Raw genomic sequence first — 14,148 nt, forward strand, 5'->3', positions numbered from 1 at the left:
TGTGTATACGAGTCACGGCCTCGGCCTCGTCGTGTCGCTGCGCGGGAAGCTACTTGCGCATGACCTCGGGCTCGTGGCGGCGCAGCAGGCGCGCGACCGCGATGCCGCAGATCACGCCGAGCGCGAGCAGGACGGTGATGTTGATGCCCCACTGACTCGCCGTGTGCTCCCACAGCGGATCGAGGTCGGTGGGGTTCTTCGGGTCCCACGGCGGCATCAGGCGGGCCAGGTCCAGCGTGGTGCCGGCCGCGGCCATCGCCCAGCGGGACGGCATCAGCCAGGCGAACTGCTCCAGGCCGGGCGATCCGTAGACCTGGAAGAGCACACCGGTGAAGACGACCTGGATGATCGCGAACATGACCAGCAGCGGCATGGTCTTCTCGGAGGTCTTCACCAGCGAGGAGATGACCAGGCCGAACATCATCGAGGTGAAGCCCAGCGCGATGATCGAGAGGCAGATCTCGACGGCCGGGGGCATGATCAGGCCCTCCGCCGGCAGATCGCGGGTGGCGAAGCCGATGCCGCAGATGATCACGCCCTGGAAGGCGGTGATCACGCCGAGGACGATCACCTTGGACATCAGGTACGCGGAGCGGGAGAGGCCGGTGGCCCGCTCCCGTTCGTAGATGACCCGTTCCTTGATCAGCTCTCGTACGGAGTTGGCCGCGCCGGAGAAGCACATGCCGACCGCCAGGATCAGCATGATCGTCCCGGCCTTGCCGTTGAACCGGGAGGGCGGGTCGGGCTCCGCGAGACCGAACTCGGCCGGGATGACCACGCTGACCACGCCCAGCACGGCGGGCAGGATCAGCATCAGGCCCATGAAGCCCTTGTCGGACGCAATGACGGAGGAGTATCTCCGGATCAGCGTCCACAGCTGCGCACCCCAGCCCTGCGGCTTCGGCGGGCGCATCTGCTGCGGGGGCGGCATGCTGACCGGCTGGGCCGCGACCGCGTCGATGTCGGCGGCGTACATCTGGTAGTGCTGCGAACCGCGCCAGCGGCCCGCCCAGTCGTAGTCGCGGTAGTTCTCGAAGGCGGAGAAGACATCGGCCCAGCTGGTGTAGCCGAAGAAGTTCAGCGCTTCCTCCGGCGGACCGAAGTAGGCGACGGAACCGCCGGGGGCCATCACGAGGAGCTTGTCGCAGATCGCCAGCTCGGCGACCGAGTGCGTGACCACGAGCACCGTGCGGCCGTCGTCGGCGAGGCCGCGCAGCAGCTGCATCACATCGCGGTCCATGCCCGGGTCGAGGCCGGAGGTCGGCTCGTCCAGGAAGATCAGCGAGGGCTTGGTGAGCAGCTCCAGGGCGACCGAGACGCGCTTGCGCTGGCCGCCGGAGAGCGAGGTGATCTTCTTGTCCTTGTGGATGTCGAGCTTGAGCTCGGCGAGGACCTCGGTGATCCGCAACTGGCGCTCGGCCTCGGTGGTGTCCGCGGGGAAGCGGAGCTTGGCCGCGTACTTGAGGGCCTTGGTGACGGTCAGTTCCTTGTGCAGGATGTCGTCCTGCGGGACCAGACCGATGCGCTGGCGCAGCTCGGCGAACTGCTTGTACAGGTTTCGGTTGTCGTAGAGGACGTCACCCTGGTTGGCGGGCCGGTAGCCGGTGAGCGCCTTGAGCAGGGTGGACTTTCCGGAGCCGGACGGGCCGATGACCGCGATCAGCGACTTCTCGGGGACGCCGAAGGAGACGTCCTTGAGGATCTGCTTTCCGCCGTCGACCGTCACCGTGAGGTGGCGGGCGGAGAAGGAGACCTCACCGGTGTCGACGAACTCTTCCAGCCGGTCCCCGACCAGCCGGAACGTGGAGTGGCCGACGCCGACGATGTCGTTCGGGCCGATGAGCGCCGTGCCGGACTTGTGCAGCGGCTGGCCGTTGACGTACGTGCCGTTGTGCGAGCCGAGATCGCGGATCTCGAAGCGGCCGTCGGGCGTCGCGTGGAACTCGGCGTGGTTGCGGGAGACCTGGAGGTCGGAGACGACCAGTTCGTTCTCCAGCGCACGACCGATGCGCATGACCCGGCCGAGGGCCAGCTGGTGGAACGTGGTGGGGCTGCGGTCGCCGTAGACCGGCGGCGCCCCCGCGGCGCCGCCCTGTCCGGATCCGCCGTGCTGCCCGGGGTTGTGCTGGTGCGGCACCTTCTGGTGCGGAGGCTGCTGCTGAGGCGCGTGCTGGTGCCCGGCCTGCGGCTGCGCGGGCTGCGACTGAGGCTGCTGCCAGGCCTGCTGCTGGTTGGGGGCCTGGTGCTGCGCGGGCGCCTGATGTCCCTGCCAGCCCGCGCCGGCACCCTGGGGCTGCTGCTGGGGAGCCTGGTGGGGAGCCTGGTGGGGAGCCTGGTGGGCGCCGATCGCCTGACCGCCTGCGGCCCCGGCGCCCGCGGTGGGGCTGAGGCTCACCCGGGGACCGTCGGTGGCGTTGCCCAGATGCAGCACCGAGCCGGGGCCGATTTCGACCTGCTGGATCCGTCGGCCCTGCGCATAGGTGCCGTTGGTGCTGCCGTGGTCCTCGATGGACCAACTGCGGCCGTTCCAGCTGATCGTGGCATGCCGCCACGACACTCTGGCGTCGTCGATCGTCAGGTCGCCCTGGGGATCACGTCCGAGGGTGTAGGACCTGGACGGATCGAGCGTCCAGGTGCTGCCATTCAATTCCAGTACGAGTTCCGGCACTCCGCGCCCCACTAGTTGTCCCCCGTGTTACCCCCGTTGCAGGGAGTCTAGGGATGCTGAACATCGTGGGGAACTATTCCAGGACCAGTCCCCGATCCGAAAGTCGGGCGGGTGAAGAGCGCGGGGAGACCTGCGCGAACACCCCGATACCGGGGGGCGAAACGGGAGCGGGGCAGGAGAAGTCAGGACGAAGAGCTGGTTATCGCCCGGAGAATGTTCAGTGAGCGCATAACGGCGGATACGGCGCAGTCAGTGCCTCCGAGCACAAGACCCGTACCGGCCAGATCTGTGGCTTCTCGCTCCCCCGGGCCCGGACTTCCGTCCTGCGCCGCGGGCAGGGACGGCCGGCGGTTGCCGTCCGGCACTCGGGACGCGCGGCCGGAGGGGGTGGCGGGACCGATACGGTGGGAGCACCATGAGCGCATCTCAGCCACCTCAGCCCCTCTCACCTCCTGAGCCCCCTGAGCACCGTCGGGTCGACGGGATCGGTGACGGGCCCCCTCCGGTCAGCGACGCACCCACCCTGCTCGTCAAGATCTTCGGCAAGGACCGCCCCGGCATCACCGCCGGGCTCTTCGACACCCTCGCCGCCTACGCGGTCGACGTCGTGGACATCGAGCAGGTCGTCACCCGTGGCCGCATCGTGCTGTGCGCCCTGGTCACCGCACCCACGGCGGGCGGGACCACCGAGGGCGATCTGCGGGCGACCGTGCACAGTTGGGCGGACTCCCTGAAGCTGCAGGCCGAGATCATCTCGGGCATCGGCGACAACCGGCCCCGTGGTACCGGCCGTTCCCATGTGACGGTGCTGGGGCACCCGCTCACCGCGGAGTCGACCGCCGCCATAGCGGCCTCCATCACCTCGACCGGCGGGAACATCGACCGTATCTTCCGGCTGGCGAAGTACCCGGTCACCGCCGTCGAGTTCGCGGTCTCGGGGACCGGGACGGCGGAGCTGCGGACCGCGCTGGCGACCGAGGCGGCGGAGATCGGCGTGGACGTCGCGGTGGTCTCGGCCGGGCTGAGCCGGCGGGCCCAGCGGCTGGTGGTCATGGACGTCGACTCCACGCTGATCCAGGACGAGGTGATCGAGCTCTTCGCGGCGCACGCGGGCTGCGAGGACCGGGTCGCCGAGGTGACCGAGCAGGCGATGCGCGGCGAGCTGGACTTCGAGCAGTCGCTGCACGCCCGGGTCGCGCTGCTGGCCGGCCTGGACGCCTCGGTGGTGGACAAGGTCCGTACCGAGGTACGGCTCACCCCCGGCGCCCGCACCCTGATCCGTACGCTGAAGCGGCTCGGCTACCAGGTCGGCGTCGTCTCCGGCGGCTTCACCCAGGTCACGGACGACCTGAAGGAGCGGCTGGGCCTCGACTTCGCCTCGGCCAACACCCTGGAGGTGGTGGACGGCAAGCTCACCGGCCGGGTCGTCGGCGAGGTGGTGGACCGGGCGGGCAAGGCCCGGCTGCTGCGGAGCTTCGCCGAGCAGGCGGGGGTGCCGTTGGCCCAGACGGTGGCGATCGGGGACGGGGCGAACGATCTCGACATGCTGAACACCGCCGGACTCGGCGTCGCGTTCAACGCCAAGCCGATGGTCCGCGAGGCGGCGCACACCGCGGTGAACGTGCCGTTCCTGGACACCGTGCTCTATCTGCTCGGCATCACCCGGGAAGAGGTCGAGGCGGCGGACGGTCTCGTCGACTGAGCCGCTCACGTGACAGGGCCCCGGCACCTTCACGGTGCCGGGGCCCTGTGCGTGCTCAGTGGTTCTGTACGTGCTCAGTCGTTCGGTGTCCAGTACTCGGTGAGCTTGCCCGCCCCGTGCTCCACGCTCTTCCAGGAGCCGGGGAACTCCACCACGGCGTAGGCGGCGGTGGGAAAGCCGTCCCGGGTCATCCGGGCCAGGGTGTCGCCCTCGGCCGAGCCGGAGAGGGCGTCGGCGGCCCCGTGCATCCCGGGGTTGTGGCCGATGACCAGGAGGTTGCGCACCTCGTCCGGGGTCTCGTTGAACAGGGCGATCAGTTCGCCGAGGGAAGCCTCGTACAGCCTCTCCTCGTAGACGGTCCGGGGTCGCTGGGCGAATTCATGGACCACCAGCTTCCAGGTCTCCCGCGTCCTGGCGGCACTGGAGCAGAGGGCCAGATCGAAATCGATGCCGGAGTCGGCGAGCCTGCGGCCGGCCACGGGCGCGTCCTTTCGGCCGCGCTCGGCCAGCGGGCGCTCATGATCGGAAGCCTGTGACCATTCCGCCTTGGCATGCCGGAGAAGGACGATCCTGCGAGATGTCTCGACGCTCATACACCTCAGCTTCGCATGAAACGCGGCCTCCGGCGCAGGGTGTTGGCGGGCTCGTCCGGGGAGTCGGCGCGCTGGTCCGGGGCGGCTTCGGCTTAACGGAACAACAGGTGGAGGGTGCGCTCGATCAGCTGTCCGAGCGCGGGTTCGCCGGTGGCGGCGTGGGCCTGTCCGGGGCTGAGGATCATCAGCAGCAGGGCGGCGAACGCCACGGCGGGCAGGGCGACGGCCCACCAGGGCAGCCGGATCTCGACACCGTCCGCGGCCGGTCGGTGGGACCTGGTGTGCGTCGGTGCCGGCATGTCCGCCTCCGTCAAGTCATCGGGTCGTCACCGAAGAACTTATCGACCGGGGGCGGTCGGCCCCATCCGGTGACCCACCCACTTCACCCTGACCCTGGCCCCCTAGGGGAAGGGGGGCTACCCCCACCTCTCAGCGGGCCCGCGGGCGTCAGGGCGAGGCGATCGTGGCGATCACACCGATGACGACGGTGATGAGGAGCATCGCCCCGAACACGAGGAGAAGCTTCTTCTGGCCGTTCTGGGGATTCGGATCGAGCACTGGCATGAGGTCAGTGTCGCATCTCAGCACTCGTCCTCGATCGTCCGGTCCCGGCCCGCGAGGATCCCGGCCACCATCTGGGGAATCATGAGGCCCGCCATCAGGGCGATCGGCAGCCCCCAGCCGCCGCTGTGCTGGTAGAGCACGCCGACGAGCAGAGGGCCGGGGATCGAGAGCAGGTAGCCGGTGGACTGGGCGAAGGCGGAGAGCCGGACCACGCCCGCACCGGACCGCGCCCGCATGCCGATCATGGTGAGGGCGAGGGGGAAGGCACAGTTGGCGACCCCGAGGAGCAGGGCCCAGGCCCAGGCTCCGGCGGCGGGGGCGAGGTAGAGGCCGCCGTAGCCGATCAGGCCGCACAGCCCGAGGACGACGACGATGGGGCCCTGCTGCTTGAGCCGGGAGGCGACCCGGGGAATGACGAAGGCGAGCGGGACGCCCATCGCCATGGTGACCGCGAGCAGGAGTCCGGCCGTGCCGGCGGAGACCCCGGCGTCGCGGAAGATCTGCGGCATCCAGCCCATGGTGATGTACGCGGCGGTGGCCTGGAGGCCGAAGAAGCAGGCGAGGCCCCAGGCGGTCCGGCTGCGGGTGATCCGGAGGCCCGGCGCTTCCGCGGCGGACGTCCCGGAGGGGGCGGGGGTGCCGGGGGCCGGGGTGCGGTCCCGTACGAGGACGATCCAGGGCAGCACCGCGACGGCGGCGAGCACGGCCCAGACGCCCAGTCCCGCCTGCCAGTTCCCGCCCAGCGCCCCGGTGACGGGGACGGTGACGGCGGCGGCCAGGGCGGTGCCGAGGGCCAGGGCCATGGAGTAGAGGCCGGTCATCGTGCCGACCCGGTCGGGGAACCAGCGCTTGACGATCACCGGCATCAGGATGTTGCTGACGGCGATGCCCATGAGGGCCAGGGCGCTGGCGGCCAGGAAGCCGGCGGTGGAGCCGATGTACGGGCGGACGACCAGGCCCACGGCGATGGCCGCCATGCCCGCGCAGACCACGGCGCCCGCGCCGAAGCGGCGGGCGAGGCGGGGCGCCATGACGCCGAAGACGGCGAAGCAGAGCGGCGGCACGGAGGTGAGGACGCCGGCCAGGCTGCCGCTCATGTGCAGGCCCTCGCGGACCTCTTCGAGGAGGGCGCCGAGGCTGGTGATGGCGGGACGCAGGTTGAGGGCGGCCAGGACGAGTCCCACGGCGATCAGGCGCAGCAGCCACGGCGCGGGCGCGTCGGCCGCCCCGGGAAGCTGCTGGGCCCGGGTGTCGTCGTGGGGCGTGCGCGCGGCGAGGCCGCGGTTCAGGGTCGGGGTCTGTGTCTCGTCGTCCGGCATGGCACCATCATAGAATCATGGGATGATTGATTGTCCAATCGCGTGACTCTCCCGGATTCCCTGCAAGAATCCGGGCCGGACCTGACAGCTCACGAACAAGGAGCACCATGGCGCTGACGTCTCCCCGGCGTTCGGCACTCTCCGACCAGGTGATCGCCCAGTTGCGGAACCAGATCACCTCGGGCGAGTGGCCGGTCGGATCGCGCATTCCGACCGAGCCCGAGCTGGTCGAGCAGCTCGGCGTGGCCCGTAACACCGTCCGCGAGGCCGTGCGGGCGCTCGCGCACAACGGGCTGCTGGACATCCGGCAGGGCTCCGGCACCTATGTGATCGCCACGAGCGAGCTGGCCGGGGTGATGCACCGCAGGTTCGCGGCCGCCGATCCCCGCCATGTCGCGGAGCTGCGCTCGACGCTGGAGTCGTCGGCGGCCCGGCTGGCGGCGGTCCGGCGCACCGACCGGGACCTGCGGCAGCTGGACACGTTGATGGCGCGCCGGGAGGAGGCCTGGGCCTCGGGCGACGCGGAGGCGTTCGTGGCGGCGGACGCGACGCTGCACCTGGCGGTGGTCGCCGCCTCGCACAACGACGTCCTGACCGAGCTCTACGCCGACCTCGGGGATCTGCTGCGCGACTATCTGCGTGGTGACGTGGGTCCCGAGCTGCGGCCGGAGAACCACATGGACCACGGCCGGCTGGTCGAGGCGATCCGGGCCGGGGACGCGGAGACGGCGGCGGCCGAGGCGGCGAGCCACGCGCTGAACTGCCTGACGGACCGGGTGTAGCGCCCGGGTTCGCTCACAGCGGGGCGGGGCGGTGGCTGACCCAGGCGGTGGCGACCTCTTTCCAGCAGCGGTCCTCCAGCCGTACGGTCCGGCCGGGCTCCACCGCGACCACCGCGCCGTCCGCGTCGACGTCCCACCACCGGTCGCATTCGGTGTGCAGCCGGACCAGGTCGACGGAGGGGTAGGGGTTGTGGCAGTACGCGACGACCCGGGAGCCCTCGACGGACGTACGGCATTCCGAGCCGGCCGGTTCGGGCTTCGGGGGCGCCGCTTCCGTGCCGGAGTCGGCTCCCCTGGCGGCGTGGACTCCCAGGGGTACGGCGAGGGCGGCGACGGCCACCGGGGCGGCCAGGAGGAGACGGGTTCGGCGGCGCGTGGGGCGCACAGCAGTCTCCCTCCCGCAGCCTGACAAGAAGTCCGGTTCCTCCTCATTCTGCGGTGGAACGGCCGAGTTTTCGACCGGAGCGGCAGCGGGGAGCCACGGAGCGTGAACGGCCCCCGGCCGCGTACCGCCTCCGAGGAATCGGGAGGGACACGCGGCCGGGGGCCGTCACGCGGGGGTGGAGGGCTCAGGCGCCCATCATGTGCACGCCGCTGTCGACGTGGATGATCTCGCCCGTGGTGCGCGGGAAGAAGTCGGAGAGCAGGGCGACGATGCTGCGGCCGGCCGGCTCCGGGTCGTTCATGTCCCAGGCCAGCGGAGCGCGGGTGTTCCAGACGTCGGCCAGTTCCTCGAAGCCCGGGATCGACTTGGCGGCCATGGAGCGGAGCGGTCCGGCGGAGATCAGGTTGCAGCGCAGCCCGTCCTTGCCCAGGTCGCGGGCGAGGTAGCGGGAGGTGGCCTCCAGCGCGGCCTTGGCCGGGCCCATCCAGTCGTACTGCGGCCAGGCGTACTGGGCGTCGAAGGTGAGGCCGACGATCGAGCCGCCCTCGCTCATCAGCGGCTTGCAGGCCATGGCCAGCGACTTCAGGGAGAACGCCGAGACGTGCATCGCGGTGGCCACGGACTCGAACGGCGTGTTGAGGAAGTTGCCGCCGAGCGCGTCCTGCGGCGCGAAGCCGATGGAGTGGACGACGCCGTCGAGCGAGCCGAGCTCCTCGCGCACCAGACCGGCCAGCCGGTCCAGGTGCTCCTGGTTGGTCACGTCCAGCTCGATGACCTTGGCCGGCTTCGGCAGCTTCTTGGCGATGCGCTCGGTCAGGGTGGGGCGGGGGAAGGCCGTCAGGATGACCTCGGCGCCCTGCTCCTGGGCCACCTTCGCGGCGTGGAACGCGATGGACGACTCCATCAGCACCCCGGTGATGAGGATGCGCTTGCCGTCGAGAATTCCGCTCATGGTGATCAGTGACCCATGCCCAATCCGCCGTCAACGGGAATGACGGCTCCAGTGATGTACGACGCGTCGTCGGAGGCGAGGAAGCGCACAGCGGCGGCGATCTCCTCGGGCCGCGCGTAGCGGCCGAGCGGCACCTGGGCCACGATGCCCTTGCGCTGCTCCTCGGTGAGCACCTGGGTCATGTCGGTGTCGACAAAACCGGGAGCGACGACGTTGAAGGTGATGTTCCGCGAGCCGAGTTCACGGGCCAGCGACCGGGCGAAGCCGACGAGCCCGGCCTTGGAGGCGGCGTAGTTGGCCTGGCCGGCCGAACCGAGGAGGCCGACGACGGAGGAGATCAGGACGACCCGGCCCTTCTTGGCGCGCAGCATGCCGCGGTTGGCACGCTTGACGACCCGGAAGGTGCCGGTGAGGTTGGTGTCGAGGACGGAGGTGAAGTCCTCCTCCGACATCCGCATCAGCAACTGGTCCTTGGTGATGCCGGCGTTGGCGACCAGCACCTCCACGGGACCGTGCTTCTCCTCGATCTCCTTGTAGGCCTGCTCCACCTGCTCGGCGTCGGTGATGTCGCAGCGGACCGCGAGGACACCGGCCTCGGTGAGGACCTGGGGGGGTTCTCCGGAGCGGTAGGTGATCGCGACCTGGTCGCCGTTGTCGGCGAAGGCACGGGCGATGGCGAGGCCGATGCCTCGGTTTCCTCCGGTGATGAGAACCGAGCGGCTCATCGGATCACCCTTTCCTTGGCGGTCTGGTACCTCGAAAACCTATCGGTACCGTGCGCCGATCGGGGAATCGGGCCCTGACAGTGGCTCGTCCGGGGTGCTGTGGGGTTCCTACAGTCCGGGCCGGTGTGTGGTCGGCCCACGCGTCTGCGATATCCCCCGGTGCGGTCACCCTCCGGCGTGGTTCACTGCCGTGGTGTATCGAGAAGGGAACTCCCTGTGCCCCACGAGGTAGATCAGTCATTCCTGGCCCTGCCGTCGCGCGCGCTGGCCGACGCGGCGCTCGCCCGAGCACGGGCGCTCGGCGCGACGCACGCCGACTTCCGGCTGGAGCGGGTGCGCAGTGCCACCTGGCGGCTGCGGGACGCCCGGCCGGCCGGGGCTTCGGACAGCACGGACCTCGGGTACGCGGTGCGCGTGGTACACGGCGGGGCGTGGGGGTTCGCCTCGGGCGTCGACCTGACGATGGACGCGGCGGCGAAGGTGGCCTCGCAGGCCGTCGCCATGGCCAAGCTGTCCGCGAAGGTGATCGCGGCGGCCGGGTCCGACGAGCGGGTGGAGCTGGCGGACGAGCCGGTGCACGGCGAGCGGACCTGGGTCTCGGCGTACGACGTCGACCCCTTCTCCGTACCGGACGAGGAGAAGGCGGCGCTGCTCGCCGAGTGGAGCGGGCGGCTGCTGGGCGCGGAGGGCGTCGCGCATGTGGACGCGTCCCTGATGACCGTGCACGAGAACAAGTTCTACGCGGACACGGCGGGCACCGTGACCACGCAGCAACGGGTGCGGATCCACCCGCAGTTCACCGCCGTCGCGGTGGACAGCGCGACCGGTGGGTTCGACTCGATGCGGACCATCGCGCCGCCGGCGGGCCGGGGCTGGGAGTACCTGACGGGGACCGGCTGGGACTGGGACGCCGAGCTGGAGCGGATCCCCGGGCTGCTGGCCGAGAAGATGCGCGCGCCGAGCGTCGAGGCGGGGACGTACGACCTGGTCGTCGATCCGTCGAACCTGTGGCTGACCATCCACGAGTCGATCGGCCACGCCACCGAGCTGGACCGGGCGCTGGGGTACGAGGCGGCGTACGCCGGGACCTCGTTCGCCACCTTCGACCAGCTCGGCAAGCTGGCGTACGGCTCCCCCGTGATGAACGTGACGGGCGACCGCACCGCCGAGCACGGGCTCGCGACCATCGGGTACGACGACGAGGGCGTCGAGGCACAGTCGTGGGACCTGGTGAAGGACGGCACGCTTGTCGGCTACCAACTGGACCGCCGGATCGCGAAGCTGACGGGCCTCGGCCGGTCCAACGGCTGCGCGTTCGCGGACTCGCCGGGCCATGTACCCGTCCAGCGCATGGCGAACGTGTCGCTCCAGCCGGACCCGGGCGGGCTGTCCACGGAGGACCTGATCGGCGGGGTCGAGCGCGGGATCTACGTGGTCGGCGACCGGTCGTGGTCCATCGACATGCAGCGCTACAACTTCCAGTTCACCGGTCAGCGCTTCTTCCGCATCGAGAACGGGAAGCTGGCCGGGCAGCTGCGGGATGTGGCGTACCAGGCGACGACCACGGACTTCTGGGGCTCGATGGAGAAGGTCGGCGGCCCCCAGACGTACGTGCTGGGCGGCGCGTTCAACTGCGGCAAGGCCCAGCCGGGCCAGGTCGCGGCGGTCTCGCACGGCTGCCCCTCCGCCCTCTTCCGGGGCGTCAACATCCTCAACACGACGCAGGAGGCCGGACGATGAGCCGCGTCAGCAAGCCGTACGAGATCGTCGAGCGGGCTCTTGAGCTGTCCACCACGGACGGCCTGGTGGTCATCGCCGACGAGCAGTCCTCCGCCAATCTGCGCTGGGCGGGCAACGCGCTCACCACGAACGGGGTGACCCGGGGGCGGACCCTGACCGTCATCGCGACCGTCGACGGGGCGAAGGGCACGGCCTCCGGCGTCGTCTCCCGGTCCGCCGTGACCACCGACGACCTGGAGCCGCTGGTGCGCGCCGCCGAGGCCGCCGCCCGGGGAGCGGATCCGGCCGAGGACGCGCAGCCGCTGGTGAGCGGGGCGCCCTCCTCCCCCGGCTTCACCGACGCGCCCGCCGAGACCGGCTCGGAGGTCTTCGCGGACTTCGCCCCGGCACTCGGCGACGCCTTCGCCCGCGCCCGGGCCGGGGGCCGCGAGCTGTACGGCTTCGCCAACCACGAGCTGACCTCCACCTACCTGGGGACGTCGACGGGGCTGCGGCTGCGCCACGACCAGCCGAACGGGACGCTGGAGCTGAACGCGAAGTCCCCGGACCGGACGCGCTCGGCGTGGGCGGGCCGGGCGACCCGGGACTTCAAGGACGTCGACCCGGCGGCGATGGACGCGGAGCTGGCGCAGCGGCTGCGCTGGGCGGAGCGGCGTATCGAGCTGCCCGCGGGCCGGTACGAGACGTTGCTGCCGCCGACCGCGGTGGCGGATCTGCTGATCTACCAGCTCTGGTCGTCGACAGCGCGGGACGCGGTGGAGGGCCGAACGGTGTTCTCCACGCCGGGCGGCGGGACCCGGCTGGGCGAGACGCTCGCCCCGCTTCCGCTCACCCTGCGCAGCGACCCGTACGCGCCGGGCCTGGAGTCGGCGCCGTTCGTGATCGCCCACTCCTCCGGCGACAGCGGCTCCGTCTTCGACAACGGGCTGCCGCTGGCCCCGACGGACTGGGTCCGGGAAGGGAGGCTGGAGCGGCTGACGACGACCCGGCACTCGGCGGGCCTCACCGGCCTTCCGGTCGCCCCGGGCATCGACAACCTGCTCCTGGAGGGCGGGGGCGAGCGGTCGCTGGAGGAGATGGTCGCCGCGACGACGGGCCGGGCGCTGCTGCTGACCTGCCTCTGGTACATCCGCGAGGTGGACCCGGCGACGCTGCTGCTGACCGGGCTGACCCGGGACGGCGTCTATCTGGTCGAGGACGGCGAGGTGGTCGGCGAGGTGAACAACTTCCGGTTCAACGAGTCGCCGGTGGACCTGCTGTCGCGGGCGTCGGAGGCGGGGCGTACGGAGAAGACGCTGCCGCGCGAGTGGGGCGACTGGTTCACCCGGGCCGCGATGCCCGCGCTGCGCATCCCGGACTTCAACATGAGCTCGGTCAGCCTGGGCGTATGACCCGCCTAGACTGACCCGTACATCTCTACCAGGCATAAGGAGCACCGGAACCGTGACGGACATCGTCGACGAGCTGAAGTGGCGCGGGCTGTTCGCCCAGTCCACTGACGAGGACGCATTGCGCAAGGCTCTCGCGGACGGTCCCGTCACCTTCTATTGCGGCTTCGACCCGACCGCGGCCAGCCTGCACGTCGGGCATCTGGTGCAGGTGCTCACCATGCGGCGGCTCCAGCAGGCCGGGCTGAGGCCGCTCGCGCTGGTCGGCGGGGCCACGGGGCAGATCGGTGACCCGCGGCCCACCGCCGAGCGCACGCTGAACGACCCGGAGACCATCGCCGCCTGGGTGGGGCGGCTGCGGGGGCAGATCGAGCCCTTCCTCACCTTCGAGGGCCCGAACGCGGCGACGATGGTCAACAACCTGGACTGGACCGCGGGCATGTCCGCGATCGAGTTCCTGCGGGACATCGGCAAGCACTTCCGGGTCAACAAGATGCTCACCAAGGACTCGGTCGCCCGGCGGCTGGAGTCGCAGGAGGGCATCAGCTACACCGAGTTCAGCTACCAGCTGCTCCAGGGGATGGACTTCCTGGAGCTGTACCGCCGGCACGGCTGCACCCTTCAGCAGGGCGGCAGTGACCAGTGGGGCAACCTCACCGCGGGCATCGACCTGATCCACCGCCTGGAGCCGGGCGCGGTCGTGCACGCGCTGGCGACGCCGCTGATGACGAAGGCGGACGGGACGAAGTTCGGCAAGTCCGAGAGCGGCGCGGTCTGGCTCGACCCGGAGATGACGACGCCGTACGCGTTCTACCAGTTCTGGCTGAACGTGGACGACCGGGACGTCTCCCGCTACCTGCGCATCCTCAGCTTCAAGAGCCGTGAGGAGCTGGAGGAGCTGGAGGTGCTGACCGAGGAGCGGCCGCAGGCCCGCAACGCGCAGCGCGCGCTGGCCGAGGAGCTGACGACGCTGGTGCACGGCGGCGAGCAGTGCGCGGCGGTCATCGCGGCGTCGAAGGCGCTGTTCGGCCAGGGCGACCTGGCCGAGCTGGACGAGGCGACGCTCGGCGCCGCTCTGTCCGAGGTGCCGCACGCCTCGGTCGCCGAGCTGGGCCCGCTGGTCGACCTCCTGGTCGAGGTCGGCCTCGCGCCGAGCAAGTCGGGGGCGCGCCGCACGGTCAAGGAGGGCGGCGCCTACGTGAACAACGTGAAGGTCGTCGACGGCGAGGTCGCGCCGGACGCCGGGGAGCTGCTGCACGGGCGCTGGCTGGTGCTGCGCCGGGGCAAGAAGAACCTGGCGGCCGTGGAGGTCAGCCCGGCGGGCTGACCT

Annotated in this window: 13 protein-coding genes; 5 read left to right on the top strand and 8 right to left on the bottom strand. The window is 70.8% G+C overall.

The window, feature by feature from the left end:
* Positions 1-49: 49 nt before the first annotated feature.
* Positions 50-2,680: an FHA domain-containing protein gene (locus ACFWRV_RS35550; RefSeq protein WP_384340206.1), complete on the bottom strand. Its 2,631-nt coding sequence runs from the start codon at positions 2,678-2,680 to the stop codon at positions 50-52.
* Positions 2,681-3,083: 403 nt separating this feature from the next.
* Between ACFWRV_RS35550 and serB the strand changes: the two genes are divergently transcribed.
* Complete coding sequence (serB, locus tag ACFWRV_RS35555) at positions 3,084-4,370, top strand: phosphoserine phosphatase SerB (protein ID WP_384340209.1); 1,287 nt, start codon at positions 3,084-3,086, stop codon at positions 4,368-4,370.
* Between the two features lie 74 nt (positions 4,371-4,444).
* Here serB and ACFWRV_RS35560 read toward each other — a convergent pair whose 3' ends face one another.
* The 4 genes from ACFWRV_RS35560 to ACFWRV_RS35575 form a co-directional block, all read right to left on the bottom strand.
* Positions 4,445-4,963, bottom strand: a complete 519-nt coding sequence (locus ACFWRV_RS35560; RefSeq protein ID WP_384340211.1) for a SixA phosphatase family protein — start codon at positions 4,961-4,963, stop codon at positions 4,445-4,447.
* 92 nt (positions 4,964-5,055) lie between these two features.
* Positions 5,056-5,262 (bottom strand): hypothetical protein, encoded by a 207-nt coding sequence (locus tag ACFWRV_RS35565; protein ID WP_384340212.1) that lies wholly within the window; start codon positions 5,260-5,262, stop codon positions 5,056-5,058.
* A gap of 148 nt (positions 5,263-5,410) precedes the next feature.
* Entirely contained in the window at positions 5,411-5,527 is a 117-nt protein-coding gene (locus tag ACFWRV_RS35570) for an SGM_5486 family transporter-associated protein (protein WP_007446146.1), read from the bottom strand.
* A gap of 17 nt (positions 5,528-5,544) precedes the next feature.
* A complete protein-coding gene (locus ACFWRV_RS35575; RefSeq protein ID WP_384340214.1) occupies positions 5,545-6,846 on the bottom strand; it encodes a CynX/NimT family MFS transporter in 1,302 nt (433 codons plus the stop codon).
* A 107-nt stretch (positions 6,847-6,953) separates the two neighbouring features.
* On the opposite strand from ACFWRV_RS35575, the gene ACFWRV_RS35580 reads away from it, so the two are divergent.
* Positions 6,954-7,628 carry a FadR/GntR family transcriptional regulator gene (locus ACFWRV_RS35580; RefSeq protein ID WP_383265149.1) on the top strand — a complete coding sequence of 225 codons (675 nt, stop codon included), beginning with the start codon at positions 6,954-6,956 and terminating at the stop codon, positions 7,626-7,628.
* Between the two features lie 13 nt (positions 7,629-7,641).
* Here ACFWRV_RS35580 and ACFWRV_RS35585 read toward each other — a convergent pair whose 3' ends face one another.
* From ACFWRV_RS35585 to fabG, 3 genes are all read right to left on the bottom strand, one after another.
* Positions 7,642-8,013, bottom strand: coding sequence for a hypothetical protein (locus ACFWRV_RS35585; RefSeq protein WP_384340216.1), 372 nt, complete (start codon positions 8,011-8,013; stop codon positions 7,642-7,644).
* 184 nt (positions 8,014-8,197) lie between these two features.
* Entirely contained in the window at positions 8,198-8,965 is a 768-nt protein-coding gene (fabI, locus tag ACFWRV_RS35590; RefSeq protein WP_006123573.1) for an enoyl-ACP reductase FabI, read from the bottom strand.
* Positions 8,966-8,970: 5 nt separating this feature from the next.
* Positions 8,971-9,690 carry a 3-oxoacyl-[acyl-carrier-protein] reductase gene (gene fabG, locus ACFWRV_RS35595; protein ID WP_384340218.1) on the bottom strand — a complete coding sequence of 240 codons (720 nt, stop codon included), beginning with the start codon at positions 9,688-9,690 and terminating at the stop codon, positions 8,971-8,973.
* 216 nt (positions 9,691-9,906) lie between these two features.
* Here fabG and ACFWRV_RS35600 point away from each other — a divergent pair, with 216 nt between their 5' ends.
* The 3 genes from ACFWRV_RS35600 to tyrS are packed head-to-tail and all read left to right on the top strand — an operon-like array spanning position 9,907 to position 14,145.
* On the top strand, positions 9,907-11,430 hold the full coding sequence (locus tag ACFWRV_RS35600) for a TldD/PmbA family protein (RefSeq protein ID WP_384340220.1): 1,524 nt from the start codon (positions 9,907-9,909) through the stop codon (positions 11,428-11,430).
* The gene (locus ACFWRV_RS35605; protein ID WP_384340222.1) at positions 11,427-12,821 is read left to right on the top strand and encodes a metallopeptidase TldD-related protein; all 1,395 of its coding nucleotides are present in this window, start codon (positions 11,427-11,429) and stop codon (positions 12,819-12,821) included. Before ACFWRV_RS35600 ends, ACFWRV_RS35605 begins: the two co-directional genes overlap by 4 nt.
* A 52-nt stretch (positions 12,822-12,873) precedes the next feature.
* Positions 12,874-14,145, top strand: a complete 1,272-nt coding sequence (tyrS, locus tag ACFWRV_RS35610) for a tyrosine--tRNA ligase (RefSeq protein ID WP_384340224.1) — start codon at positions 12,874-12,876, stop codon at positions 14,143-14,145.
* Positions 14,146-14,148 lie beyond the last annotated feature (3 nt).

Source organism: Streptomyces sp. NPDC058576 (genome assembly GCF_042718715.1).
In the GTDB taxonomy this organism is placed as follows: domain Bacteria; phylum Actinomycetota; class Actinomycetes; order Streptomycetales; family Streptomycetaceae; genus Streptomyces.

Bases quoted from the DNA above. Each gene is read 5' to 3' on its own strand.
- ACFWRV_RS35575 (WP_384340214.1), bottom strand. From the start codon at position 6,846: ATGCCGGACGACGAGACACAGACCCCGACCCTGAACCGCGGCCTCGCC.
- fabG (WP_384340218.1), bottom strand. From the start codon at position 9,690: ATGAGCCGCTCGGTTCTCATCACCGGAGGAAACCGAGGCATCGGCCTC.
- ACFWRV_RS35565 (WP_384340212.1), bottom strand. From the start codon at position 5,262: ATGCCGGCACCGACGCACACCAGGTCCCACCGACCGGCCGCGGACGGT.
- ACFWRV_RS35580 (WP_383265149.1), top strand. From the start codon at position 6,954: ATGGCGCTGACGTCTCCCCGGCGTTCGGCACTCTCCGACCAGGTGATC.
- ACFWRV_RS35605 (WP_384340222.1), top strand. From the start codon at position 11,427: ATGAGCCGCGTCAGCAAGCCGTACGAGATCGTCGAGCGGGCTCTTGAG.
- ACFWRV_RS35570 (WP_007446146.1), bottom strand. From the start codon at position 5,527: ATGCCAGTGCTCGATCCGAATCCCCAGAACGGCCAGAAGAAGCTTCTC.
- serB (WP_384340209.1), top strand. From the start codon at position 3,084: ATGAGCGCATCTCAGCCACCTCAGCCCCTCTCACCTCCTGAGCCCCCT.
- ACFWRV_RS35560 (WP_384340211.1), bottom strand. From the start codon at position 4,963: ATGAGCGTCGAGACATCTCGCAGGATCGTCCTTCTCCGGCATGCCAAG.
- fabI (WP_006123573.1), bottom strand. From the start codon at position 8,965: ATGAGCGGAATTCTCGACGGCAAGCGCATCCTCATCACCGGGGTGCTG.